The organism is Bradyrhizobium sp. CCBAU 11430 (assembly GCF_028128855.1).
Taxonomy (GTDB): Bacteria; Pseudomonadota; Alphaproteobacteria; order Rhizobiales; family Xanthobacteraceae; genus Bradyrhizobium; species Bradyrhizobium ottawaense.
Map to the genome: position 1 here is coordinate 389776 of NZ_LBJV01000007.1, position 25145 is coordinate 414920.

Consider the following 25145-nt stretch of genomic DNA (forward strand, 5'->3'; position numbering starts at 1 on the left):
CGCCATGGACAACCGCATCAACGAAATCCGCAGAACCATCAGAGCGCTCCGCGTGAGCATGCGCGAAGCGGAAGCGATCATGCATGAGCAGATCAACCGCGACGAGGATTGCAGCTTCGTGGCGCAGGAAGTCATCAAGATGCGCTCGGTCATGAGCCTGCTCGTGAAGGAGCGGATCGCGCTCGGCGATGACGAGCCGATCCTCGTGAACAATTTCTTCATCCCGCGGCGCCGGCCGACGCGAAAGCCGGTCGCGGCTCTTTCCCCGACCGTGGATTCCGTGTTCCGTCCGCGCGTGGTGGCGCGGGTTTGACGCAGAGGCCAGCTCAATCAAAGGCGTGAGGCGCGGCCCGATCCGGCTTGCCGGCCGGGCTGTCAGCCCACTTTGCCATCTCCATGGTCCGTGCGTCGACGCCCTCGCACCAGAAGCAGCTTGGCCGCGCGCGGCCGTTCTCGGACAGGATCGGGACCAGGCTGTGGCCGCAACCGGCGCACCAGGCGATGTCAGTCATGCATTCCCCCACGGCGTAGCAAATTCAGAAATGACGTTCTCGTCCGCGAAGCTTGCGCGGGCGCTATGACGGCGCTGGAGCGCTGCGCCCGATGGGCGCGCTCGTCCCTGAAGTCGTCGATGTCGCGATCCATCGTGACACGGCCGCGATGTCGTCGCCGCTTTCGCGATAGGCGCGAAGCTGGAATTCGGCCGAGCTGCCGCGGTCGACAATGGTGCGGCAATGCTCGATCTCGGCGGCGCAGCCCAGGGCGTCGGCGTCCCCGGCGGTGTCGTCGATGATTCGGGAGAGCATCTCGGAGATCGTGACCGGTCCGTCTCTGGAGCCGAAGATGCAATCGGTGCCGTAGCGCTGGGCGCGCCATTTGTTCTCCACGGCAATTGCGCGTTCGACCGCGGTGACCCCTTTGGAGAGATCCGGTCGCAGATAGAGGTGGCGCGTCAGGCAGCGATAGAGCGAGGCGATGGCGACGGCGTCGTCGACGAAGGTGCAGGTGTCGGGCGCCCGAAGCTCGAGGGTCGGATGCCGCATTGACGGGCGCATCGCCCACCAGATGTGGCTCTCGTCGGGAATCACGCCGGAGCGCTGCAACGCGCCGACATAATCGTCGTAATCCTGCCTGCTCTCGAACAGTTCGGGCAGGCCGGTGCGCGGCAGCTCGGAATAGGCGGCAAGCCGGTAGCCCTTCAGTCCGGTCTTGTGCGAATTCCAGAACGGTGAGGAGGCGGACAGCGCGATGAACAGCGGCAGATGCGGCAGCATCGCCCGCATCACCGCCATGCGCTTCTCGGGATCGGGCAACTGGACGTGCACATGCATGCCGCACATCATGTTGCGATGGCCGATGCTGCGCAGATCCTCGATCATCTCCTCATAGCGCGGTTTCGGGCTCGGCTGTGACATGCGCCAGACCGCGGTCGGGTGCGTGCCGCAGGCCATGATCACGAAACCATATTGCGCGGCGACGTTCGCGACTTCGCGCCGCAGGAAGCGAAGCTCTTCGCGGGCGTCGTTGACGTCGACGTGGACGTTGGTGGCGACCTCGAGCTGGGATTGCAGCATCTCCCGCATGGCCTGGCCGCCGGTCGACCAGTTCGCCGACTCGAAGAGCTCGTTGGGCGTTTCGATCGCAACGTCGAACGTGCGACGATCGGCCAGGAAGTATTCCTCCTCGATCCCGAAGGAATATTCAGCCGCCTTGCCGCCGCCGCCAGCGGAGCGAATCACGAGATTCTGCTTGTCGCCCGAGGAATCGAGGCGAAGCAGTTTCAAAACGTCTGAAGCAAATGTCATATCCCACCCGGCAAAGATCACCTGCGGGCACTAATCCTTCTGGTAGGGGCGGGTTCCCTGTCGGCGCTACTGCAAATTGTCGCGTCGAACGGAACAATCTTCACGTTTTCGGACGCGCGCGCGATCAGCGCGTGATTTGGCGGCACTTCGGTCCAGTCCGATTCCTTGTCGAAGGGTTCGGACACGACGATGACCTGGCCGCCGTCCTCGCGGTAATAAAGCGTATTTGCGGCGTCGTTGACCGCAACTCGAAACGCATAGAGATCCCGGCCGTTGGCGATCGCACTGGTGAAGCGCAGCCGTTCGCGCAGCTGGCCTTCATTGACGAGGTCGACGAGGGCTTGCAGCACGTGCCGCGTCGCTCCAAGCGGATCGCCGTCGAGGCCGGCGCCCATCATCGCCAGGAACACGGCTTCCGAGTCGGTCGTGCCCAGCCGCGACGGATAATAGGCATCGGGGATCAGCGCCTCGACCTTCCGCCGCAGCCGATTCCAGCTCCCGACGAATCCGTTGTGCATGAACATCCAGCGGCCGCAGGCAAAGGGATGGCAATTCTGCCGCGTCACCGCCGTGCCGGTGGCGGCGCGCACATGGGCAAAGAACAAATGCGAGCGCAGATGCCGGCAGAGGTAGCGCAGGTTTTCGTCCGACCAGGCAGGGCGGGTCTCGCGATAAAGGCCGGGCTCCGGATGCTCGCCGTACCAGCCGAGACCAAAGCCGTCGCCATTCGAGCCCGCCGTGGATTGCAGCGAGCGGATGCTTTGCGCGACCAGCGAATGTTCGGGCTCGGTGACATAGGGCTCAAACGAGGTGGTCTCGCCTCGGTATGCGATCCAGCGGCACATGGGGTTCCTGTGAGGCGGCGGATGGGTCGTGAGCTGCACTAACCGACGTGCCGGCCTCGTGGTTCCCGGCGCCAAGCAGCGATCACGACCAGAGGCGGCTTCAGTGTTACGATGCGGCAATTCGAAATTGGAGACCGCGATGAACGATCAAGCCGTATTGGCCGCGCTTCAGCGTCATTGGGACGCCTCGGATGCCAATGATTTCGAGGTCGAGCACGATATCTATCGCGAGGACGCAGTGCTCGACTATCCGCAGTCGGGCGAGCGCATCCGCGGTCGCAGGAACATTCAGGAGAGCAGGTTCGTGCAGCCGAACCAGAAGCGCTTCACGGTTCGGCGGATCGTTGGCGGCGGCGATCTCTGGGTCAGTGAATTCGTGCTGAGCTATGACGGGGTGCCGTCTCATGTCGTGAGCATCATGGAATTCCACGACGGACTGGTGACGCGCGAGACGCAATATTTCGGCGACCGCTTCGATCCCGCGCCATCCCGTGCGCATCTGGTCGAGCCGGTGGGGTGAGACGCGTTGATGCAGGTGCGCGACGAAATGGTGGCCTCTTGCCTCGGACGCAGCGCAGCGCCGACTTAGCGGTGCGCAGCGCGTCCGGAACACGATGCCCGACCACGGAACCGATGCGGCGGCTGGTCGCAGCCGTGCCGCCTTGATTCCGACAGGCCCACCTTTATCTCTGACACGAACAAGAATCCGGGCCCCTCTGGCGAGGACGCCGACGACGTCGGCAAACCTCGTGATGTCGGATGACCTGTCCCGCGCGAATGCGATGGATCGGCCGATCGTCGGGCCTCTGTACGTTCTCTCCGACCATTCGTCCCCATCGCAGCTCCGTGCGGTCATTTCGCAAGTTAAGGGAGCAACGATGTCTGACGCCAAATCCTCAAATCCCATCGAGATCGAGATCACGGAACCGTCCCGCCTGAACGAGCAGGCCGCGGCCGCGTTGGTAATCGTGGGCGCGCTGGTCGCGGTTGCCGACCGGCGCGTTTCGGCGGTCGAGCGCGACGAGGTGATCCGCTTCATCAGGGATCGCAAGCTGGCGCCGCACATTTCGGAAGAACGGCTCTACGCGATGTTCGACGAACTGGCCGAACGGCTCGAGGAGCCGGATTTTGCCAATGTCGTGATCGACACGCTGCGGCCGGTTTCGAACCTGCCGCTCTCGTCCCATCTGATGGAGCTGTCGGAGCGCGTGGCTGCGGCGGATGAGGACGTCCATCCCCATGAAGTGCAGGCGATCAAATTGTTGCGCTTGCTGACACTGGTGCTGCCGCGCGCGAAGCCGATCGTGCCGAGTGCCGCGGGCGCCGAGCGGCAGGCTGCCTTGAAGGAGTAAGCATGAGCACAGTTTCGGACGAGCGCACGGCGAAAACCGAGGGCGCCGGTCAGATGGCCGGCGGAGACCCGCGTCTGGACAAGCTCGTCCACCGTTTGCCGCCGCGCATGGGCGACACCTTCGCCTATCTGCTCAAGCCGTCCAGCCGCTGGGTGCGAATCCCCTCGGGCACGCTGCTGGTCGTCGGCGGTGTGCTCTCCATCCTGCCGGTGCTCGGCATCTGGATGCTGCCGCTCGGCCTCGCGCTGCTCGCCGAGGACGTGCCTGCGCTGCGCTCGTCGCGTTCGAAGGTCTTCGACTGGATCGAGCGCCGCAAGCCGCATTGGCTCGATCCGTCTGCCCCAAAAAATGATCAAACATGACTGAATTCATCACACCCGAAGCGCTTACGGCCCTCCTTCAAGTCGTCCTGATCGACCTCGTTCTCGCCGGCGACAATGCCGTCGTCATCGGCCTCGCCGCAGCGGGACTGCCGGCCGAGCAGCGCCGCCGCGCCATCATCGTCGGTATCGCCGCCGCCACGGCATTGCGCATCGTCTTCGCCGGCGTCGCGACCCAGTTGCTGCAGGTCATCGGCCTGTTGCTTGCCGGCGGCGTGCTGCTGCTCTGGGTTTGCTGGAAGATGTGGCGCGAGCTGCGCGAGCAGGCGCATGCGCGGCAGCTGGCGTTCGGCCATGGCGGCGGCGCGGATGGTGCGGCCGTGCAGCGAAAGACCTTCGGTCAGGCCGCGGTGCAGATCGTCGCCGCCGACGTCTCGATGTCGCTGGACAACGTGCTCGCGGTCGCGGGCGCCGCGCGCGAGCATCCCTACATTCTCGTCTTCGGGCTGTTGCTGTCGGTCGCGATGATGGGCGTCGCCGCCGATCTGCTTGGCCGGGTGCTCCAGAAGCATCGCTGGGTCGCCTATATCGGCCTCGCCATCATCATTTACGTCGCCTTCGAGATGATCTATCGGGGCTCGCTCGAGCTCGCGCCGGTCATAGCGAGTCTCTGAGGCGACAACTCTTTCCGCAATCCGGAGTAATTCATGACGTCCGAACCCCAAGCACCTTCGGCGCAGGCCGAGCCGCCGCGCCTAGGCCTGTTTGCGCAGCTCATCTTTGGCTCGCGTTGGCTGCAGGTGCCGCTCTATGTCGGCCTGATCGTCGCGCAGGCCGTCTATGTGCTGCTGTTCCTGAAGGAGCTCTGGCATCTGGTCGCGCACTCGTTCGACGCCAGCGAGCAGCAGATCATGCTGGTCGTGCTCGGGCTGATCGACGTCGTCATGATCTCGAACCTTCTGATCATGGTGATCGTCGGTGGCTACGAGACCTTCGTTTCCCGCCTGAATCTGACCGGTCATCCCGACGAGCCGGAATGGCTGAGCCATGTCAATGCCAGCGTGCTCAAGATCAAGCTCGCGATGGCGATCATCGGCATCTCCTCGATCTCGCTGCTCAGGACCTTCATCGAGGCCGGCAATCTCGGCACCACGCGCAGCAATTTCACCGAGACCGGCGTGATGTGGCAGGTGCTGATCCATCTGACCTTCATCATCTCGGCGATCGGCATCGCCTGGGTCGACCGCCTCAGCGAGAGCGGCCATCGCAAGGAGGCCGGCCACGGCTGATGAACCTGGCCGTCCGAAACCTCCCGAGCGGCCAATCCTGAGCCCGCCTGATCGTCCGATCGGCGGGCTCTTTTTTGAGATCGATAAAATTGTCTGCAATCCGCTCAGCCGTGGCAAACCCTGCGGACAAGAACCGCGCGGTCTTAAACCAGGGCTTTGGAACCGGCATGCATCCTTCCCGCAAAAGGGTGGGGCATCAACATGTCAGTTCTCAAGGAGGTCGTCGCTGCGCTCGCGGGAGTTTACGCGCTCCTGTTCGCCTGCGACGCATTGTTCGGGGTCGGCGAGGTGCGCTTCGACGACGCCTATTACCGCGCCAGCTTCTACGCGCCGCGGCCGAAGGAATTCCGCTTCGCAGACGGCACCACGCCGGCGGCGCGCGTCAGCGACGCGTTCGCCCAGTTCTCGGCGGGCGAGGCCAAGCCGAACAGGCGTTACTCGTCGCTGACGACGATCATCCGGTAGGGCCGCTGCTCATTGATCGGCTATCCGCCTGACGTCCGGTTTACCGCCGGCATCGGCCGAGGAGCGGATGGCTTCCGAGGTCGCTGATGGGTCAGGAGCGGAAGCGCCGCTGCCCCAGCCGAGAAATTGTCGCGATGAAAACAGCGATGCGAGGAAAGCTCATTGAGGCATGTCCAAGTCAGCCTCATCTGATTGTCTATTGATCGCCTGCGGACGTTTTCCCGAAACCGCTAAGGTTTGCCGGATCGCAATAGCGACGAAGATCACAGAGGACCCCGCAATGATCAGAACCGCACCGAGGCCGATAGAGAAGCCGAATTGCTGGAAGAGATCGCGCCCCCTAAGGAAGGTGATCATCCCCATGCCTATCAGACAGGATATGAGGAACAGCCCCTTAAGTGTATGTCTACTCAGTGCCATTCGCACTAACGATTTCGTCCAAAGGTTGCATCTGAGACCGAAGCCTATCTCAAACTACGGACCACCGCAAAGCAGGTAGAGAAGGTCGGCAAGGGGTTACAAGCCGCAGATCACGGTCAAGGTGGTCGACTTCCGCTTTACGATAGCGACCCAACATTATGAGTCCACGCCCTGGTTCAAGGCGCACGCCGGCGGTCCCGAAGCCTTCAGCTTGGCGGCTTCCTTGTCGGTGAAGGCGCGGCTGTGCGTCGGGAATCGCACGCCTTCAGCGCTTCCACGGCAACGCCCGAGCCGCGGCCGGGCACGATATCTACAACACCTTGTGCTGCCGACGGGCGAAACACGCGAGCGCTGGGGCAACTCTGATCACCGAAAATATTCCACTTTACCGAAATTCGGATATCGCGTATGTGTTGCGGCATCCCGGCCCAACGAAGAGGGGCGTATCGCGATCGTCACGAACGCGGGCCGGGCGGCGGTGGACGTGGGTCACATCGGCGCCAAGGATTCCGCAGGGCGGGCAACCGTGAGCGAAACACCTGGCGCACACGACCGGTGTGATCGGCGTACGGCAAAATCGTGTCGTCCTGGCGCCCGGGGTCTGTGCGCCAAGTCTTGCGGTGATGTGGCGGCCCGACCGGGCACGCGCATCAGTCATCTACAAGGCGACGGGGGCAATAGTGCAACGCTCCCCGGGGAGAGCACGACATAAGCCGTAAACCCACTGCGCAGGGAAGGCCGGATGTACGGCTTCACCTGTATGCCGCTGTGCAGCTTCTTGTTACGCAGAATTCGCACAGTGGACCGCGGGTGCCAGCCGGCGCCCGGTCTTCCCTGCGCCCTCTTTCAAGTGAGGGTGAAGCGATCAAGCAAAGCTCGGGCGAAATGCGCCGCGAGGATGATCAATCATGTGTGTCATTGAACAAAGGTCTCGTGCCCCGGACGCGGCGCAGCGTCCCTTCGACGATGCGCTGCAGAGCCGGGGCCCATGCATCAACGAGTGCCGTGGCTTCCTGGGACCCGGCTCTGCGCAGCAGCGTAAGAACGCTGCAGCGCGTCCGGGACACGAGAGAGACGCAGATCGCCACACGCGCCCTCATTGCAAGAAGCCTTTGCACAAGCAATCGAGACTGTCTCCGCGAAGGCATTCCGGAAGCCCGGACGAGATGCGCCGCGAGGACGCGAAGGCGTGTCTCAGTCCCCCTGAATCCATTCCGCGACGCCGCGCCACAGCGTGTCGCGGTGCTCGGGGCGGAAGAAGCCGAAATGGCCTATTCCCTTGGCGCCAACCTCGGACGGCTTGACGTTGAGCACCTCCGGCTTGATCGCGGTGAACCCGCTCGCGAGCAGCTCGACCGCCGGCCGCGTGGCCCAGGGATCATCTGAGAAGCACAGCGCCCGCAGCTCGCCCTTGAACTTCGCAAAATTCTCCAGCGCCGGCAGCTTGGAATCGAAGAGATAACGGGGGCTCGAGACCCAATCGGCCCATTGCAGGAAGACGCCCTTGGGCAGATCCTCGCCGACGCCGGCCCAGCCGGGGGCATAGCCGAGCGTATGGGCGAGCGGTACGCCGATGAGGTTCATGAAGGCGAAGACGCGGTATTTCTCCGGCGAGGTCATCAGCCGCCAGGTCGCGGCCTGCGAGGCCACGAAGGCGGCGCGTGAGATTTCGCTGTTGTTGGCGATCAGCCCCAGCGCCTGACCGCCGAAGGAATGGCCGACATAGGCCAGCGGCAGGGTGTTGTACCGCTCCCGCATCCAGCTGACCGCGGCGGTGACGTCGAGCGCGGCCCAATCCGACATCGAGGCCTTGAAGCCGACCAGCGATTTCGGCTGGTTGTAGCCGACCATCGCCGGCAGCCGGGAATCGCCGATGCCGCGATAGTCGTAGGTCAGGACCGCGCAGCCGCGATGGGCGAGATAGCAGGCAAAGCCCCGGTAGATCTTGCGCGGAACGGCGGTTGCCGAGTTGATCAGGACGGCATGGCGTTTGGTGCCGCGCGGCAGGAACAGGGTGCCGGTCAGGGCATACCCGTCGGTCGCCGGGAAGTTGATCTCGTCGATGAAAACGTCGTCCAGTGCCGCGTCCATGGGCGCAAGGTATCCTGCCAGTTGCCTCGCCCTCCCAGCAAATGCGAATTTGGCTTTCCCCGCAAGGGTTTGCAGTACCAAATGGATTTACAACTGGCGATGTCGTGCCAGCCTGTGTATAAGGCGGCCCTCGCAACCCCCAGATCAGGTTGCACTTTTTTGCTTCACGGAGAGATTGCGATGTCCGAGCGGTGGACGCCCGAGTCCTGGCGCAGCAAGCCGGTGCTACAGGTGCCCGACTATCCCGACGCCAAGGCCCTGGCCGACGTCGAGGCGCAGCTTGCGACCTTTCCGCCGCTGGTGTTCGCCGGCGAGGCGCGCAACCTGAAGAAGGCGCTGGGGCGCGTTGCGGCCGGCGAGGCCTTCCTGCTGCAGGGCGGCGACTGCGCCGAGAGCTTTGCCGAGCACGGCGCCAACAACATCCGCGATTTCTTCCGCGTGCTGCTGCAGATGGCCGTGGTGTTGACCTACGCCGGCGCGGTGCCGGTGGTGAAGGTCGGGCGCGTTGCCGGCCAGTTCGCAAAGCCGCGCTCCTCGCCGACCGAGAAGATCAATGGCGTCGAGCTGCCGAGCTACCGCGGCGACATCGTCAACGACATCGCTTTCACCAAGGAAGCGCGCGTGCCCGATCCGCAGCGCCAGCTGATGGCCTATCGCCAGTCGGCGGCGACGCTGAACCTGCTCCGCGCCTTCGCCACCGGCGGCTACGCCAATCTCGGCAGCGTGCATCAGTGGATGCTCGGCTTCCTCAAGGATTCGCCGCAGTCCCGCCGCTACAAGGAGCTGGCCGACCGCATCTCGGATGCGCTCAACTTCATGCGCGCCTGCGGCCTCGATCTCGAGGCCCATCCCGAGCTTCGCGCCACCGATTTCTACACCAGCCACGAGGCGCTGCTGCTCGGCTACGAGCAGGCGATGACCCGCGTCGATTCCACCACCGGGGACTGGTACGCGACCTCCGGCCACATGATCTGGATCGGCGACCGCACCCGCCAGCTCGATCACGGCCATATCGAATATTTCCGCGGCATCAAGAACCCGATCGGGCTGAAATGCGGCCCGTCGCTCAAGCCCGACGAGCTGTTGAAGCTGATCGACGTGCTCAATCCCGACAACGAGCCGGGCCGGTTGACGCTGATCGGCCGCTTCGGCTCGGACAAGGTCGGCGAGCATCTGCCGAACATGATCCGCACCGTGAAGCGCGAGGGCAAAGTGGTGGTCTGGTCGTGCGACCCCATGCACGGCAACACCATCACCTCGACCTCGGGCTACAAGACGCGCCCCTTCGACCGGGTTCTGTCTGAGGTGAAGTCTTTCTTCACGATCCATGCCGCCGAAGGCACCCATGCCGGCGGTGTGCATCTGGAGATGACCGGGCAGGACGTCACCGAGTGTATCGGCGGCGCCCGCGCGATCACGGACGAGGACCTCAACGATCGCTATCACACGGTCTGCGATCCCCGCCTCAATGCCGAGCAATCCATCGACATGGCTTTCCTGATCGCCGAGCTCCTCAAGCAGGAACGCGCGGGCAAGGCCACGCCGATGCCGGCCGCAGCGGGGCTCTAGGATCTTGCTGCGGATCTGGAAGGCCACGATCAATTCCCGTAACGGTCTGGCCTTTGCGTTCCGATCGGAGCAGGCCGTCCGCGAGGAGATTTTTGCGCTCCTCGCCTCGCTGCCGCTGGCCTGGTTGATCGGCGCGACCGCGATGCGCGCGGTCGAGCTGGTCTGTTCGGTTGCGTTCGTCCTGACGGTCGAACTGCTCAACACCGCGATCGAAAAGCTTGCCGACCGGCTGACGATGGATCACGACAAGCAGATCGGGCGGGTCAAGGACATGGGCTCGGCCGCCGTCGGCGTCGCGCTGCTGATGGCCGGCGCGTTCTGGATCATCGCCATCATCGAGCGACTGGGATTTATCTGATCGGAGCGCGGCGGCCATGACCGAACGTCTCAAAGCATTCGCGGTCACGCTCGCCCAGCTCAATCCGACCCTGGGCGACATCGAGGGCAACGCCGCCAAGGCGCGCAATGCGCGCGCGAGAGCCATCGCCGACGGCGCCGATCTCGTGCTGTTTCCGGAATTGTTCATCGCCGGCTATCCGCCGGAGGACCTCGTGCAGAAGCCTGCTTTCCAGGCGGCCTGCCGCGCCGCGATCGAGGCACTGGCCCGAGAGACCGCCGATGGCGGGCCGGCCATGCTGGTCGGCACGCCCTGGGTCGAAGACGGCAAACTCTACAATGCCTGCGCGCTGCTCGACGGCGGCCGCATCGCCGCACTTCGCTTCAAATGCAATCTGCCAAACTACGGCGTGTTCGACGAGAAGCGGCTGTTTGCGCGCGGCCCGGCGGCGGGGCCTGTGACCGTGCGCGGCGTGCGCATCGGCGTCCCCATCTGCGAGGACATCTGGCTGGAAGAGTCCGAGGATTACGAGAACGTGGTCGAGACGCTGGCCGAGACCGGCGCCGAGATCATCCTGGTGCCGAACGGCTCGCCTTACGCCCGCGACAAGAACGACGTGCGCCTGTCGGTCGCGGTGGCGCGCGTGACCGAAAGCGCGCTGCCGCTGGTCTATCTCAACCAGGTGTGCGGCCAGGACGAACTGGTGTTCGACGGCGCCTCCTTCGCGCTCAACGGCGATCTTTCGCTCGCGGCGCAATTGCCGTCCTTCGAGGAGAGCATCGTCACGCTGCGCTTCATCCGCAACGGCGACGATTGGCGCTGCACGGGACCGATCGCCGAGCAACCCGAGGGCGACAAGGCCGACTACGCCGCCTGCGTGCTGGGCCTGCGCGACTATGTCGCCAAGAACGGTTTTCCCGGCGTACTGCTCGGCATTTCCGGCGGCATCGACTCGGCTCTCTGCGCGGCGATCGCGGTCGATGCGCTCGGTGCCGATCAGGTGCATGGCGTGATGCTGCCGTATCGCTACACCGCAGCACACTCGATCGCCGATGCGGGCGAGCTCGCCGGCCATCTCGGCATCCGCTATGAGGTGCTGCCGATCGCAGAGGCTGTGACCGGCTTTGAGACCATCCTCTCGGGCCTTTTCAAGAATCTGCCGCCTGATATCACCGAGGAGAACCTCCAGGCCCGCAGCCGCGGCACGCTCCTGATGGCGATCTCCAACAAGACCGGGTTGATGGTGGTGACGACAGGCAACAAGTCCGAAATGTCGGTCGGCTACGCCACGCTCTATGGCGACATGAACGGCGGCTTCAACCCGATCAAGGACATCTACAAGACGCAGGTGTTTCGGCTGGCGAGCCTGCGCAACGGCTGGAAGCCCGATGGCGCGCTCGGGCCGGCGGGCGAGGTGATCCCGCCCGACATCATCACACGGCCGCCGAGCGCAGAGCTGCGCGAGAACCAGACCGACCAGGATTCGCTGCCGCCCTATGAGGTGCTCGATGCCATCCTGGAGCGTCTTGTCGAGCGCGAGCAGCCGCTGGATCAGATCATCGCGGCCGGTTTCGATCGCGAAACGGTCACCCGCATCGACCATCTGCTCAACGTCGCCGAATACAAGCGCCGCCAGGCCGCGCCCGGCGTGAAGGTGACGCCGAGGAATTTCGGCCGCGACCGCCGCTATCCCATCACCAACCGCTTTCGCGACAAGGGCGAGGGGCTGCCCGCCGGGGACGAGACGCTGGTCTCGCGCGGCAGCAAGGCGTCGATCGACGCGTTCGAGGGGTGAGGTTGGAGACTGGCCTGCCGGTGCTACGACGGGGTTGCGAAGAACAGCACCCGAAGCAAGTGGGTGTATTCGGATTCGAGCACCATGATCGACACAAATACCAATACCGCGATCGGCGGCAGCAGGATTGCATAGGCCAAGGCCAGTCGCTCCCAGGCCATGTGCATGAAGACGGCGACGATCAGGCCGGCCTTCAACATCATGAACAGCAGGATCAGCGACCACCTCAGGTAGCCGTGCAGGCCAAAGTAGTCGACGAGGTAGGAGCACGTGCTGAGGACAAACAACCAGCCCCAGACCACGAGGTAGAGCTTGATCGGGTGCTGTTGACCCTTGGCGTGAACGGCTCCTGTTGCGACTGCGCCATGCGCCGGAGCGTGGAGCTGTCCTTCCATATGTATTGTCGCGTTTGTCATGCGCCGACCTCACCAAAGATAGAAGAATGCAAAGATGAACACCCACACGAGATCGACGAAGTGCCAGTACAGGCCCGTGATCTCGACGATCTCGTAATACCCCTTGCGGCTTGTGAAAAAGCCGCGCCTCTCGACATCGAAGTCTCCCCGCCAGACTTTTCGCGCGATCGCGATCAGGAAGATCACGCCGATCGTCACGTGAGTGCCGTGGAAACCCGTGATCATGAAAAAGCTGGAGCCAAACTGTGCCGCGCCCCATGGATTGCCCCAGGGGCGAACGCCCTCCATGATCAGCTTGGTCCATTCGAACGCCTGCATTCCGACGAATGTTGCGCCAAATGCCGCTGTGACCAGCATCAGGATTGCGGTTCTCACGCGATCGCGGCGGTAGCCGAAATTGACCGCCATCGCCATCGTTCCGCTGCTGCTGATCAGCACGAAGGTCATGATGGCGATCAGGATCAGGGGGATGTGGTTGCCGCCGATATTGAGGGCGAAGACTTCGCTGGGATTCGGCCAGGGCACGGTCGTCGACATGCGCGCCGTCATGTAGGAGAGCAGGAAGCAGCTGAAGATGAAGGTGTCGCTGAGGAGGAAGATCCACATCATGGCCTTGCCCCAGGACACGTTCTTGAAGGCGCGCTGATCGGACGCCCAGTCGGCGGCGATGCCGCGCCAGCCTTCAAGCTCCGCAGTCGATTGGCCCGGATTTGTCAGCACGGTTTCGGCCATCTGGTCACGCCTCCCTAGCTCAGCAATCGGCGACAGACGTCGACGAAATCGTCGGTCCAGCCCGTGAGAAGACCGAGCAGCACAAGCCAGACCAGCAGCAGGAAGTGCCAGTAGATGGCGCACAGCTCCACGCTCAAGCGCATGTCGGCGATCCTGGCGCCACGCCACATCTTGGTCGAGGTTCGGCCCAAAGCCACCAGACCGCCCGTCAGATGCAGCCCGTGCACTGCGGTCAACAGGTAGAAGAAGGAGTTCGCCGGATTGGACGCCACGAAATATCCGGCCGCACCGAGCTGTTGCCAGGCCAGAAGCTGTCCGCCGAGGAAGATCACGGCAGCTGCGCCGCCCGCGAGCAGGCCGATCATGACGCCTTCAGCGTCGTCTCGGCGCGCGGCCACGTAGGACCATTGCAGCGCGATGCTGCTCAGGACCAGGACCCCCGTGTTGAACCACAGCAGCCGCGGCACAGGCAGCGCCCGCCAGTCCACCACGTTCATGCGCATCGAGTAGGCGCTGATGAAGAGGACGAACAATGCGCTCGCGACGGCGAGAAACACGCCAAGTCCGATCTTCGCTGCCGGCCAGGTCATGGCGTCGCCGCCGGGGAAGTCACCGGCCGGACCTTCCTCCAGCCAGGGCCTGGCCGTCAGCCGCTGCTGCGACAGCCACCATCCGGCGACGACCGCGATCACAGCCACGAACAGGATGACGGCACTCACGAAGCAGCTCCTTGAACGACGTGCGTCGCGCGCGGCGGCTGGTTCTGCGGAATGAAGTCCTCCTCGGCGCCGGGTACGCTGTAGTCATAGGCCCAGCGGTAGACGACCGGCAGCTCCTTGCCCCAGTTGCCATGCCCGGGAGGGGTCTCCGGCGTCTGCCATTCCAGCGTCGTCGCCCGCCACGGATTGCCGCCTGAGGCCTCACCTTTGAACAGGCTCCAGGCAAGATTGAACAGGAACACCATCTGGCTGAAGCCGACGGTCAAGGCCACCACGGAGATGAAGGCGTTCAGTGAATGGGCCGAGGACGGGATGAACGACGTATCTCCGAGTTCGAAATACCGGCGCGGAACCCCGAGCAGTCCAAGATAGTGCATGGGGAAGAAGATCAGGTAGGCGCCGAGGAAAGTGACCCAGAAGTGAAACTTGCCGAGTGCGTCATTGTACATTCGCCCCGTGACCTTGGGGTACCAGTGATAAATCGCACCCAGCACGACCATGATCGGCGCCACGCCCATCACCATGTGGAAATGCGCGACTACGAACATGGTGTCGGAGAGGGGCACGTCCACGACGACGTTGCCGAGGAAGAGGCCGGTGAGCCCGCCGTTCACGAAGGTGATGATGAAGCCGAGGGCGAACAGCATCGGCACCCGGAGATGAATGTCGCCGCGCCACAGGGTCAGCACCCAGTTGTAGACCTTGATCGCGGTGGGAATGGCGATGATGAGCGTCGTGGTGGCGAAGAAGTACCCGAATTGCGGGAACATGCCGCTCACATACATGTGGTGCGCCCATACGACGAAGCTGAGCGCGCCGATGGCCACGATTGCCCAGACCATCATGCGGTAGCCGAAGATGTTCTTGCGCGCATGGGTGCTGATCAGATCGGAGACGATGCCGAAGGCGGGGAGGGCGACGATGTAGACCTCGGGATGGCCGAAGAACCAGAACAGGTGCTGGAAGAGCAGCGGGCTGCCGCCACCATATTTCGACAGCTGGCCCATCTCGACCAGCGAGGGCATGAAGAAGCTGGTGCCCAGCAGACGGTCGAGCAGCAGCATGACCGAGGCAACGAAGAGCGCAGGGAATGCCAAGAGCGCCATGACCGTCGCCGTGAAAATCCCCCACACCGTCAGGGGCAGGCGCATCAAGGTCATGCCGCGGGTGCGCGCCTGGAGCACCGTGACCACATAATTCAGCCCGCCCATCGTGAAGCCGATGATGAATAGGATCAGGGACGACATCATGAGAATGATGCCCCAATCCTGCCCGGGCGTTCCGGAGAGGATTGCTTGCGGCGGGTACAGCGTCCAGCCGGCGCCGGTGGGGCCGCCAGGCACGAAGAATGTCGAGGCCAGCACCAGCACTGCGAGCAGATAGACCCAGTAGCTCAGCATGTTCACATAAGGGAAGACCATGTCCCGGGCGCCAACCATCAGCGGGATCAGGTAGTTGCCGAAGCCGCCGAGGAACAACGCGGTGAGCAGGTAGATCACCATGATCATGCCGTGCATGGTGATGAACTGGAGGTACTGGTTGGCATCGATGAAAGAGAACGTGCCGGGGAATCCCAGCTGCAGTCGCATCAGCCACGACAGCACCAGGGCCACCAGCCCGATGGCCGAGGCCGTCAGCGAGTACTGAATGGCGATCACCTTGGCGTCCTGCGAGAAGACATACCGTGTCCACCAGCTCCTCGGATGATAGAGCTCGACATCGGGTACTTCGGCAGGCGGCGCGCCAGCGATCCCTTCATATGGAATATCGACCATAGAGAACCTCCTCGGTCGTTTCCATCGGGGGCGACGAGTTGGTCTCACGCACCCGATTCATCTTCGCGGCGGCGCCTTGCTACTTGCCGCCGGATTGATATGCCGCCTTCACGACGGTGTTTGCCGGCGACAATTCTGCAAACGTCTTCTGTTGCTCCAGCCAAGCGTGATATTCACGCTCTTCGTCGATGATGACCTTGGCCCGCATCTGATAGTGAGCCGCGCCACAAAGCTCCGCACAGAGAACGTCGAACGTTCCGGTTCGGATCGGCGTGATCCAGAAGTAAGTCACCATGCCTGGAACCATGTCCATCTTGGCTCGGAATTCGGGCACGTAGAAATCGTGCAGGACATCAACCGAGCGGAGCAGAACCTTGACCGGCTTTCCCAGTTGAAGGTGCAGGTCGCCGTTCTCGATCACGACGTCGTCCCGCGCATGCGGATCGTCGCGATTGAGTCCCATCGGATTGTCGGAAGCGATGTTGCGGACATCGGATGTGCCGAGCCGCCCGTCCTTGCCCGGAAGGCGGAAGCTCCATTGCCATTGCTGGCCCATGACCTCGACCTCGGTGGCGTCCGCAGGCACGGTCACGAACTGATGCCAGACCACGAGGCCGGGCGCCAGCATGGCCGCGACACCGATTCCGGTCCCGACGCTCAGCCACCATTCGAGCTTTTTGTTCTCGGGATTGTAATCAGCCCGTCTTCCCTCTTTGTGGTGAAAGCGGAAGACGCAATAGGCCATGAAGGCGATTACGGCGACGAAAACAAAGCCCGTGATCCAGAACGTGATGTTGATGGTGTGGTCGATATAGGCCCAGTTCGTGGCGATCGGCGTCCACCACCATGGGCTGTAGAGGTGAAACAGCACCGAGCCGATCGCGACCAGAAGCAGTATCAGTGCGACAGCCATCCTGATCCATCCTTGCCATCAAAGGCTACGGATACGAATCCAGGGCGGAGCTCATGTCTGTCGCGATGGCTGGCCTTTCTCGGTTGGCACTTATGCCATCGCGGCCTCTTGCCTCGCCCATTCCACCGGCCGCGAAATCAAGAGAATGTTCGCGACCATCAACTCTAAGGGCGTCTGCTTCTAAAATGATACCAGCCTAACCCGGCGTCAATAGCGCAATGGTAGGTGCCCGACGTGGGGTGATCGCCGTGCTGGCAAGCCGACGAAGCATCTGGCGCGCATGTTGGGTCTGGGTGATGCAACGCACAAATCCGTGCTGGTGCACAATTCACTCAACCGTGAGTGCAGCTTTGCGCCGCAAGCGCTAAACTTTGCGAGGCAGGTCGCGACGGGTTCCGTCCGGCCAGGCTCGTTCGCTGAACCTGAGTTGCCGTACTCGACCCATCGCGTTTCCTGCTCATCAGGCGGACACGCGTGGCTGGAAAGCGCGTGTTATCGAAACCGCGATTTTCAGCACGGGAGGGTCCGTTCATGGCCACTCTGTACTCCCACGACATCATCAGGCGGCACGTATTCGGCGAAGCGGCCTCCTATCCCATTCGCAAGATCAGCCTGTCCGATCTGACCGAGGCCCTGCGCCTGGGTTGGGAAGATTTCCAGGCGATGCCGAGTCACGCGATCGTCGTGTGCGTGATTTATCCCGTTCTCGGTCTCGTCCTGTTCAGGATGGTTCTCGGCTATTCGGTGCTGCCGCTGCTATTTCCACTGGCCGCCGGCTTTGCCTTGATTGGCCCGTTTGCCGCGATCGGTCTCTACGAACTCAGCCGGCGTCGTGAGCGCGGCGAGGAGGTCGCTGCATGGGATGCGGTCAAGGTGCTGCGCGCACCGTCGTTCGGGGCCATGGTAGAACTCGGCGTGCTCCTGCTGGTCCTGTTCGGGGCCTGGATCGGTGTCGCGAACGCAATCTATGTCTCAATCTTCGGTCATGCGGCGGCCGCAAGCATTCCCGACTTCGCAACGCGCGTGCTGACGACACCGGAAGGCTGGTCGCTCATCATCGTCGGTTGCGGTGTCGGCTTCCTGTTTGCGGTTGTGGCTTTGTGTGTCAGCGTCGTGTCGTTTCCGTTGATGCTCGACCGGCATGCGACTGCGATCGACGCGATCCGTACCTCGCTCCGAGCAGTAGCGGCGAACCCGGTTGCGATGGCCGGATGGGGCCTCATCGTCGCGGTGCTACTCGTGATCGGCTCGGTACCGCTCTTCGTCGGTCTCGCTGTCGTTCTGCCGGTGCTTGGCCATGCCACCTGGCACCTCTATCGGCGGGTGGTCGAGCCGAATCCGAATCCACCGGACGCGCCGCCGCCGCCCACGAAGGGAAGGCGCTACGCAGCGGACTTTCCGGCCAATCTCTTCCCGTGGAGCCGCGAGCGTGAGTGAGACGGGCGATTGCGCCCATTGATTGTTGTCATCATTCGCGAAAGCGGATGATCCAGTACGCCGCGGCGCTGCCGGTGCGAGCCAAGTGTCGACACGGAGTACTGGATGCCCCGCTTGCCGCCTACGCTGAAGCTTCGGCGCGCCAAGACCTCAAACCCCGGCGAAGCCTTGGCGTAGCCGGGTCGCGGGGCATGACAGTTGAGCAAAAGGTGATTTACTTCTGCTGCTGCGGCAGGAAGGTCGGCCCGACCGAGCGGATCGGCTTGTTCTCCGAACTCGATGCTGCCGTGCCGGTATCTGCCGGCGGCGTCGCGGCCGGTGCATTCGCCGTCGCCGGCGCGGGGGCTGCGCCCTTCTTGGCGTTCGCAGGCGTGCCCTTGTTGAGCCGCTGCTGCTGCATCTTCTTGGCGCTCTCTTCGGTGACGATGATATCGCCCTGCTGCTCGGCTGCCGCCTTGTCGTCGGCTGATTTCAATGCGTCCGCCCAGGTCTGTCCTGCGGCCTTGCAGGAGCAGGACGGGTTGAACTCGCTGCGGAATTTGAAGGCGGTCGGCAGCGCCGTGTAGGGCTGGCCGCTGACCGAGACCGCGGAGTTCATGTCTTCGCCGGGATTGCGATGGGTGTAGAGCACGGCTTCCGCGGCCGGGCAGAGCGCCTTGCAGGTCTTCTCGTCGTCGGGGAAGCGCGCCGGCACCGTTGCAAACGAGACCGGGAAATAGGCGCCGTCGCAGGTGCGCACGCACACGGTGCGGTAGGTGCCGGATGGCGGGCCGAGATCGGACGGCGGCACACCTTGCGGATTGCCCGCGTTGTTGCCGCCGAACAGATTGCTGAGGAAGTTGCCGCCGCCTTGTGACTGCACGGCGTTGGCATATTGCGGGCCGCAATTGTTCTGCGCCAGCGCAACCAGCACCGAGCGGCGCTGACTGTCGCGCTCCGGGCTGAAGCCGCCGCCGCCGCGCAGGCGCTCGAGATTGCCGGTGATCTGGTCCAGATTGGCGCGCATCTGCTGGATCTGGGTGTTGACCGGTCCGCATTGGGCCGACTGGCCGTTGAACAGCGAGAAGAAGCCGGAGGAATCGCAGCCCATGCGCTTGGCCTGCATGGTGACCCGGTCGAGTTCGGCCTGCTGCTTGGCCTGGGAATCCTGATAACGGCGGATCTGGTCTTCGCGCGCGGGGTCACCACCGCCGCCGCGGTCCAGCGCCGCGAGCTGGCCTTCCAAACGCACGCACATCGGATTGGGCCCGAGTCCGTTCTGACCGGGCTGAGGCGGCGGTCCGGGCGGACCGGCCTGCGCGAGAGCGCCGGTGACGAGCACGGCCGTGCTCAAGAGCACGGTACAGGCAAGAAGCAAGCGAGCACGGGAGAGGGATAGGAATTCAGGCATATCCGCCATTCTAGCGAGGTCATGGCCCAATGTGACTTGGACGCTGAAGTGACTTGGACGCCGAAGCGACTTGGACGCCGAAGCAATTTGGGCCCCGAAGCGCGCCCTCCCAATAGCCGCTTCCTGCGGCATCGTCACGTCGTTTTGGGGGCCAATGGACCGGGCCTAAGCTGCGCCAGCTCCGAGCGAATTCAGCGCTGGCAAGTGATTGCGACATATTCGTCGCAATGGCCATGGGAGCAGTTTGCGCCGGATTTGGGGACAGAGCCGGTAATTTCGTCGGGGTCGACCCGGCGATAGCTTGATGCCTGGGCAAAATCTCGTGACTGGCAGTAGGTGCGGGCGACGGAGGCGCCGCATTTCTCGCCCTTGGCCAGGCACTGATCGACGCCGTAGCCGTCAGCCTGGTTGGCGATGATGAAGACGCGGGTCTCGGCGCAGGCGCCGGATGTCGCGAGAATCGCGGCGCTGAAAATGAGCGCGGGCAAGGATCGCATGAAAATACCGGGAGGCAAAAAGGAACAATCTGGTTCCAGAATGGACTCAAATAGTTAAGGATCATGAACGATCCCGGCGGCGGCGCGCTTTGCGGACGTAAAACGGCATTTTCGCGGCTCCCTTGACGCGGGGCCGCCTCATAGCCCATATGTGGCCGCATGAACGGTCTCCTCGCCATTTGCGCCATTTGCCGCGAGATTACGAGCTAGCGATTCGCTGGCTGGAGCCGTCTTTTCTCAAAACATTGAGAGCCCTGGACGCCCGGCCAACAGCCGACGGGTATCCATATGGAATTGCGCCTTTACGATACGCTGACGAAGGAAAAACGCATCTTCGCGCCGCTCGATGCGGAGAACGTCCGCATGTATGTCTGCGGGCCGACCGTCTATGACTTCGCCCATATCGGCAATGCGCGGCCGGTGATCGTGTTCGACCTGCTGTTTCGGCTGCTGCGCCACCTCTATGGCGAGGCGTACGTCAAATATGTCCGCAACATCACCGACGTCGACGACAAGATCAACGACCGCGCCGCGCGCGATTTCCCGGGCCTGCCACTGAACGAGGCCATTCGCAAGGTCACCGAGCAGACCGGCAGGCAGTTTCACGCCGACGTCGACGCGCTCGGCGCGCTTCGGCCGAGCGTCGAGCCGCGCGCGACCGAGCATATCGCCGAGATGCGCGAGATCATCGAGCGGCTGATCAAGGGCGGCTTTGCCTATGCCGCCGAGGACCATGTGCTGTTCTCGCCGCAGGCGATGAACGCGGCCAATTCCTCGCTGCCCCGCTACGGTGCGCTGTCGAAGCGATCGCTCGACGAGATGATCGCCGGCGCCCGCGTCGATGTCGCGCCTTACAAGCGCGATGCCACCGATTTCGTGCTGTGGAAGCCGTCCAAGCCGGGCGAGCCGTCATGGCCGTCACCGGCCGGTATCAAGGCCGAGGGGCGTCCGGGCTGGCACATCGAGTGCTCGGCCATGGCCTGGAAGCATCTCGGCGAGCATTTCGACATCCATGGCGGCGGTATCGATCTCGTGTTTCCGCATCACGAGAACGAGGTCGCGCAGACCTGCTGCGCCTTCCACCAGCAGCGCATGGCGAACTATTGGATGCACAACGGCTTCCTGCAGGTCGAAAGCGAGAAGATGTCGAAGAGCCTCGGCAACTTCATCACCATCCATGAGCTGCTCGCGGATTGGCCTGGCGAGGTGCTGCGCCTGAACATGCTCAAGACGCACTACCGCTCGCCGATCGACTGGACCATGAAGTCGCTGGAGGAGAGCGCCAAGACGCTCGACGACTGGTATCGCGTCGCGGCCGACGTCGCACCCGGCGAGCCGGCTGCGTCCGTGGTCGAGCCGCTGCTCGACGATCTCAACACCCCGCTGGCGATCGCGGCGCTGCACAGCCTGCGTGGAGGTGACGTGGGTGCCCTGGCGGGCTCGTTGCGCCTGCTCGGCTTCTTGTCCGAGAGCGCCGCACAGTGGGAAGGCCGCAAGCAGCAGGCGAGTGGCGTCGACGCCAAGGAGGTCGAGCGCCTGCTCGCAGAGCGGACGGCGGCCCGTAGCCGCAAGGACTTCAAGGAATCCGACCGCATTCGCGATCTGCTTGCTGCAATGGGCGTCGCGATCAAGGACTCCAAGGACGGCACCACCTGGGAGTTTTCGCGATGAAACGGCCCGACACGCCTTTCCCGCGTCACTGGCTCTATTACATCGCGCTGAAGATCGCGCTGCTCGCTGGTGCCGTGGCGCTGGTGCTCAAGCTTTATGGGATGTGGTGAGGACGATGGGACAGACTTTGCCAAAGCCCGGCTTGCGGCCGTTCCTGCCGGCGGACGTGCCAATTCTTGCTGCGATCTTCGCCGCCAGCATCGAGGAGCTGACTGGCGACGACTATAGTGAGGCGCAGCAGCAGGCCTGGATGGAGGCGGCGGACAGCGAAGAGTTCGGCAAGCACCTCGCGTCCGACCTGACGCTGATCGCGACGCTCGATGGTTCGCCGGTTGGCTTTGCCTCGCTGCGCGGTACCGACCACATCCGCATGCTCTACGTGCATCCGGCAGTCAGCGGGCAGGGCATCGCAACCCTGCTGGTCGACGCTTTGGAAAAGCTTGCAGGCGGCCGCGGCGCGCAAAACCTCTCGGTCGATGCCAGCGACACCGCGCAGGGTTTTTTCGCCAAGCGCGGCTACGTCGCCATGCAGCGTAACAGCATCACGATCAACGACGAGTGGCTCGCCAACACCACCATGAAGAAGACGCTCGGAGCGCCGCAATGAGCAAGGAGCGCCTTTATCTGTTCGACACCACGCTGCGCGACGGCGCGCAGACCAACGGCGTCGATTTCACGCTGACCGACAAGCAGGTCATCGCCGCGATGCTCGATGACCTCGGCATCGACTATGTCGAAGGCGGCTATCCCGGCGCCAATCCGCTCGACACAGAGTTCTTCGGCAGCAAGCCCAAGCTCGCCCATGCGCGCTTCACCGCGTTCGGCATGACGCGACGGGCCGGACGCTCGGTCTCGAACGATCCCGGCGTGGCCGGGCTTTTGGAAGCGAAGGCCGACGCGATCTGCTTCGTGGCGAAGGCATCCGCCTATCAGGTGCGCGTCGCGCTGGAGACGACGAAGGAGGAAAACCTCGCCTCCATCCGCGACAGCGTCGCGGCCGCGAAGGCCGCCGGTCGCGAGGTCATGCTCGACTGCGAGCATTTCTTCGACGGCTACAAGGAAGATGCGAGCTTCGCGCTCGCCTGCGCCAAGGCCGCCTTCGAGGCCGGCGCGCGCTGGGTGGTGCTGTGCGACACCAATGGCGGCACCATGCCGCACGAGGTCGAGGCCATCGTCACTGAAGTGACGAAACACATCCCTGGCGACCACGTCGGCATCCACGCCCATAACGACACCGAGCAGGCGGTGGCCAATTCTCTCGCCGCGGTGCGGGCCGGCGCGCGGCAGATCCAGGGCACGCTGAACGGCCTTGGCGAGCGCTGCGGCAACGCCAATCTCTGCTCACTGATCCCCACGCTGAAGCTGAAGCCGGAGTTTTCGGACGCCCTCGAGATCGGCGTCACGGCCGAGAAGCTGGCGACGCTTGTCAAGGTCTCGCGCACGCTCGACGACATGCTCAACCGGGTGCCGAACCGGCATGCGGCCTATGTCGGCGAGAGCGCCTTCGTCACCAAGACCGGCATCCATGCGTCCGCGGTGCTGAAGGACCCGCAGACCTACGAGCACGTGCTGCCGGAGACGGTCGGCAACCACCGCAAGGTCCTGGTCTCGGACCAGGCCGGACGTTCCAACGTCATCGCCGAGCTCGACCGCGCCGGCATTCCCTACGAGAAGAGCGATCCGAAGCTGACACGCCTCGTCGAGGAATTGAAGGAGCGCGAGGCGGCCGGCTACGCCTATGAATCCGCCAACGCCTCGTTCGAGCTGTTGGCGCGCCGCACGCTCGGCAAGGTGCCGCATTATTTCGAGGTCGAGCAGTTCGACGTCAATGTCGAGCAGCGCTACAATTCGCATGGCGAACGCGTCACCGTCGCTTTGGCCGTGGTGAAGGTCGACGTCGCCGGCGAGCATCTGATCTCGGCTGCCGAAGGCAACGGTCCCGTCAACGCGCTCGACGTCGCCATGCGCAAGGACCTCGGCAAGTACCAGAAATACATCGAGGGGCTGAAGCTGATCGACTACCGCGTGCGTATCCTCAACGGCGGCACCGGCGCGGTCACGCGCGTCCTGATCGAGAGCGAGGACGAGAACGGCGACAGCTGGACCACGGTCGGCGTCTCCCCCAACATCATCGACGCCTCGTTCCAGGCGCTGATGGATTCGGTGATCTACAAGCTCGTGAAGTCGGGCGCGCCGGCGTAAGCGACGGCGTGGCCACAAACGCCGTCATTGCGAGGGGAGGGAGTACGGCATGATCGACCACATCTCCGTCGGCGTCAGCGATCTCGATCGCGCCGCGAAATTCTACGAGGCAACGCTCGCCGCCCTCGGCCTTTCGCGCCTCGTCACGCGGCCGCGCACGGTCGGTTTCGGCAAGGCCTATCCGGAATTCTGGATCAATCTACGCGAGGCCATGCCGCGCGTGCCGCCCGAAAGCGGCGTTCATATCTGCCTGCGGGCGAAGACGACAAGCGAGGTCGATGCGTTTCACGCCGCAGCGCTGTCCGCCGGCGGCGCTTCGGACGGTGCGCCCGGCATCCGTCCGCATGATCGCGTGCGCTACTACGCGGCCTTCGTCACCGACCCCGATGGTAACCGGATCGAGGCGGTGACGTTTCCGAGCGAGTAGGACGTCAGAGCTTGCGCGCGACTTCCGGGGCGAGCTTCTTCTCGGCCTCGTCGATCTGGGCTGCGGCCGCCTTCAGCTTCGGCAAGATGTCCTCGACTCGATCGGCCTTGAGGATGTCGACCGAAAGGCCGGCGCGGATGAACTCGGTCTGCCGCATGTGCGACAGCAGCGAGAACAGCGGCTCCCAGAAATTGTCGATGTTGGCGAGCAGCACCGGCTTGGCGTGGCGGCCGAGCTGTTTCCAGGTCAATTGCTCGACCAGCTCTTCCAGCGTGCCGACGCCGCCGGGCAGCGCCACGAAGGCGTCGGAGCGCTCGAACATCAAGCGCTTGCGCTCGTGCATGTCGGGGGTGACGATCATCTCCTGCACGCGTGTCAGCGCGTTCTCGCGCATCCGCAGGAATTCCGGGATGATGCCGGTGACGGTGCCGCCGTGATCGAGCACGGAGGTCGCGACCGAGCCCATCAGGCCGAGCGAGCCGCCGCCATAGACGAGCCGGACGTTGTTCTCGGCGAGCGCCTTGCCGAACGCCTTGGCGCCTTCGGTGAAGCGGGGATTGGTTCCGGGGCCGGAGCCGCAATAGACACAGACAGTTTTGATCGTGCTCATTGGTGCCATGATGCATTGCAGCGAAGAGGCGTCAAGCCCAATCGGTGATTCGATACTCCCGGAAATCT

General features: G+C 63.6%; 28 protein-coding genes. 15 read left to right on the forward strand and 13 right to left on the reverse strand.

The window, feature by feature from the left end; genetic code table 11:
• The first annotated feature begins 4 nt into the window (after positions 1 to 4).
• Positions 5 to 313 carry a hypothetical protein gene (locus XI04_RS06530; protein ID WP_240536297.1) on the forward strand — a complete coding sequence of 103 codons (309 nt, stop codon included), beginning with the start codon at positions 5 to 7 and terminating at the stop codon, positions 311 to 313.
• 13 nt (positions 314 to 326) lie between these two features.
• Here the strand turns inward: XI04_RS06530 and XI04_RS06535 are convergent, their stop codons facing one another.
• The 3 genes from XI04_RS06535 to XI04_RS06545 all read right to left on the reverse strand — a co-directional run bounded on the left by XI04_RS06535 (position 327) and on the right by XI04_RS06545 (position 2650).
• On the reverse strand, positions 327 to 512 hold the full coding sequence (locus tag XI04_RS06535) for a hypothetical protein (protein ID WP_018319991.1): 186 nt from the start codon (positions 510 to 512) through the stop codon (positions 327 to 329).
• A gap of 63 nt (positions 513 to 575) precedes the next feature.
• Complete coding sequence (locus tag XI04_RS06540; protein WP_271608266.1) at positions 576 to 1805, reverse strand: carboxylate-amine ligase; 1230 nt, start codon at positions 1803 to 1805, stop codon at positions 576 to 578.
• Positions 1806 to 1822: 17 nt separating this feature from the next.
• Entirely contained in the window at positions 1823 to 2650 is an 828-nt protein-coding gene (locus XI04_RS06545; RefSeq protein WP_212477086.1) for a class II glutamine amidotransferase, read from the reverse strand.
• A 139-nt stretch (positions 2651 to 2789) separates the two neighbouring features.
• Between XI04_RS06545 and XI04_RS06550 the strand changes: the two genes are divergently transcribed.
• The 6 genes from XI04_RS06550 to XI04_RS06575 all read left to right on the forward strand — a co-directional run bounded on the left by XI04_RS06550 (position 2790) and on the right by XI04_RS06575 (position 6076).
• Positions 2790 to 3170 carry a nuclear transport factor 2 family protein gene (locus XI04_RS06550; protein WP_038946279.1) on the forward strand — a complete coding sequence of 127 codons (381 nt, stop codon included), beginning with the start codon at positions 2790 to 2792 and terminating at the stop codon, positions 3168 to 3170.
• A 358-nt stretch (positions 3171 to 3528) separates the two neighbouring features.
• Positions 3529 to 4002, forward strand: coding sequence for a TerB family tellurite resistance protein (locus tag XI04_RS06555; protein WP_271608265.1), 474 nt, complete (start codon positions 3529 to 3531; stop codon positions 4000 to 4002).
• 2 nt (positions 4003 to 4004) lie between these two features.
• Entirely contained in the window at positions 4005 to 4364 is a 360-nt protein-coding gene (locus XI04_RS06560; RefSeq protein ID WP_038946281.1) for a hypothetical protein, read from the forward strand.
• Positions 4361 to 4996 (forward strand): TerC family protein, encoded by a 636-nt coding sequence (locus XI04_RS06565; RefSeq protein ID WP_028145288.1) that lies wholly within the window; start codon positions 4361 to 4363, stop codon positions 4994 to 4996. Before XI04_RS06560 ends, XI04_RS06565 begins: the two co-directional genes overlap by 4 nt.
• Positions 4997 to 5029: 33 nt before the next feature.
• A complete protein-coding gene (locus tag XI04_RS06570; protein WP_028145287.1) occupies positions 5030 to 5611 on the forward strand; it encodes a TIGR00645 family protein in 582 nt (193 codons plus the stop codon).
• A 201-nt stretch (positions 5612 to 5812) separates the two neighbouring features.
• Positions 5813 to 6076, forward strand: coding sequence for a hypothetical protein (locus XI04_RS06575; RefSeq protein ID WP_028145286.1), 264 nt, complete (start codon positions 5813 to 5815; stop codon positions 6074 to 6076).
• A 159-nt stretch (positions 6077 to 6235) separates the two neighbouring features.
• Here the strand turns inward: XI04_RS06575 and XI04_RS06580 are convergent, their stop codons facing one another.
• A complete protein-coding gene (locus tag XI04_RS06580; RefSeq protein WP_131233226.1) occupies positions 6236 to 6439 on the reverse strand; it encodes a hypothetical protein in 204 nt (67 codons plus the stop codon).
• A gap of 1251 nt (positions 6440 to 7690) precedes the next feature.
• Complete coding sequence (locus tag XI04_RS06585; protein WP_097668065.1) at positions 7691 to 8587, reverse strand: alpha/beta hydrolase family protein; 897 nt, start codon at positions 8585 to 8587, stop codon at positions 7691 to 7693.
• A gap of 180 nt (positions 8588 to 8767) precedes the next feature.
• Here XI04_RS06585 and XI04_RS06590 point away from each other — a divergent pair, with 180 nt between their 5' ends.
• The 3 genes from XI04_RS06590 to XI04_RS06600 are packed head-to-tail and all read left to right on the forward strand — an operon-like array spanning position 8768 to position 12288.
• Positions 8768 to 10156 carry a class II 3-deoxy-7-phosphoheptulonate synthase gene (locus XI04_RS06590; protein ID WP_028145282.1) on the forward strand — a complete coding sequence of 463 codons (1389 nt, stop codon included), beginning with the start codon at positions 8768 to 8770 and terminating at the stop codon, positions 10154 to 10156.
• 4 nt (positions 10157 to 10160) lie between these two features.
• On the forward strand, positions 10161 to 10514 hold the full coding sequence (locus XI04_RS06595; RefSeq protein ID WP_028145281.1) for a diacylglycerol kinase: 354 nt from the start codon (positions 10161 to 10163) through the stop codon (positions 10512 to 10514).
• A 16-nt stretch (positions 10515 to 10530) separates the two neighbouring features.
• Positions 10531 to 12288, forward strand: coding sequence for an NAD+ synthase (locus XI04_RS06600; RefSeq protein ID WP_097668066.1), 1758 nt, complete (start codon positions 10531 to 10533; stop codon positions 12286 to 12288).
• 23 nt (positions 12289 to 12311) lie between these two features.
• On the opposite strand, the gene XI04_RS06605 is transcribed toward XI04_RS06600, so the two are convergent.
• The 5 genes from XI04_RS06605 to XI04_RS06625 form a co-directional block, all read right to left on the reverse strand.
• Positions 12312 to 12704 (reverse strand): cytochrome C oxidase subunit IV family protein, encoded by a 393-nt coding sequence (locus tag XI04_RS06605; protein ID WP_028145279.1) that lies wholly within the window; start codon positions 12702 to 12704, stop codon positions 12312 to 12314.
• Positions 12705 to 12713: 9 nt separating this feature from the next.
• Positions 12714 to 13436: a heme-copper oxidase subunit III family protein gene (locus XI04_RS06610; RefSeq protein WP_028145278.1), complete on the reverse strand. Its 723-nt coding sequence runs from the start codon at positions 13434 to 13436 to the stop codon at positions 12714 to 12716.
• A 14-nt stretch (positions 13437 to 13450) separates the two neighbouring features.
• Positions 13451 to 14155 (reverse strand): cytochrome c oxidase subunit 3, encoded by a 705-nt coding sequence (locus tag XI04_RS06615; protein WP_097668067.1) that lies wholly within the window; start codon positions 14153 to 14155, stop codon positions 13451 to 13453.
• Positions 14152 to 15930, reverse strand: a complete 1779-nt coding sequence (locus tag XI04_RS06620) for a cbb3-type cytochrome c oxidase subunit I (protein WP_038946291.1) — start codon at positions 15928 to 15930, stop codon at positions 14152 to 14154. Before XI04_RS06620 ends, XI04_RS06615 begins: the two co-directional genes overlap by 4 nt.
• Positions 15931 to 16009: 79 nt before the next feature.
• Positions 16010 to 16843: a cytochrome c oxidase subunit II gene (locus XI04_RS06625; RefSeq protein ID WP_028145275.1), complete on the reverse strand. Its 834-nt coding sequence runs from the start codon at positions 16841 to 16843 to the stop codon at positions 16010 to 16012.
• 531 nt (positions 16844 to 17374) lie between these two features.
• Between XI04_RS06625 and XI04_RS06630 the strand changes: the two genes are divergently transcribed.
• Positions 17375 to 18280: a DUF2189 domain-containing protein gene (locus XI04_RS06630; RefSeq protein ID WP_038970985.1), complete on the forward strand. Its 906-nt coding sequence runs from the start codon at positions 17375 to 17377 to the stop codon at positions 18278 to 18280.
• Between the two features lie 214 nt (positions 18281 to 18494).
• Here XI04_RS06630 and XI04_RS06635 read toward each other — a convergent pair whose 3' ends face one another.
• The gene (locus XI04_RS06635; protein WP_097668068.1) at positions 18495 to 19679 is read right to left on the reverse strand and encodes a DUF2865 domain-containing protein; all 1185 of its coding nucleotides are present in this window, start codon (positions 19677 to 19679) and stop codon (positions 18495 to 18497) included.
• A gap of 182 nt (positions 19680 to 19861) precedes the next feature.
• Positions 19862 to 20167 (reverse strand): hypothetical protein, encoded by a 306-nt coding sequence (locus XI04_RS06640; RefSeq protein ID WP_038946295.1) that lies wholly within the window; start codon positions 20165 to 20167, stop codon positions 19862 to 19864.
• A 288-nt stretch (positions 20168 to 20455) separates the two neighbouring features.
• On the opposite strand from XI04_RS06640, the gene cysS reads away from it, so the two are divergent.
• The 4 genes from cysS to XI04_RS06660 all read left to right on the forward strand — a co-directional run bounded on the left by cysS (position 20456) and on the right by XI04_RS06660 (position 24467).
• A complete protein-coding gene (cysS, locus tag XI04_RS06645) occupies positions 20456 to 21838 on the forward strand; it encodes a cysteine--tRNA ligase (RefSeq protein ID WP_038946296.1) in 1383 nt (460 codons plus the stop codon).
• Between the two features lie 115 nt (positions 21839 to 21953).
• Complete coding sequence (locus XI04_RS06650) at positions 21954 to 22445, forward strand: GNAT family N-acetyltransferase (RefSeq protein WP_028145270.1); 492 nt, start codon at positions 21954 to 21956, stop codon at positions 22443 to 22445.
• Positions 22442 to 24040, forward strand: coding sequence for a citramalate synthase (gene cimA / locus XI04_RS06655; RefSeq protein ID WP_038970982.1), 1599 nt, complete (start codon positions 22442 to 22444; stop codon positions 24038 to 24040). Before XI04_RS06650 ends, cimA begins: the two co-directional genes overlap by 4 nt.
• A 49-nt stretch (positions 24041 to 24089) precedes the next feature.
• The gene (locus tag XI04_RS06660) at positions 24090 to 24467 is read left to right on the forward strand and encodes a VOC family protein (protein WP_028145268.1); all 378 of its coding nucleotides are present in this window, start codon (positions 24090 to 24092) and stop codon (positions 24465 to 24467) included.
• 4 nt (positions 24468 to 24471) lie between these two features.
• On the opposite strand, the gene XI04_RS06665 is transcribed toward XI04_RS06660, so the two are convergent.
• A complete protein-coding gene (locus XI04_RS06665; protein WP_026202462.1) occupies positions 24472 to 25077 on the reverse strand; it encodes a TIGR00730 family Rossman fold protein in 606 nt (201 codons plus the stop codon).
• Between the last annotated feature and the right edge of the window lie 68 nt (positions 25078 to 25145).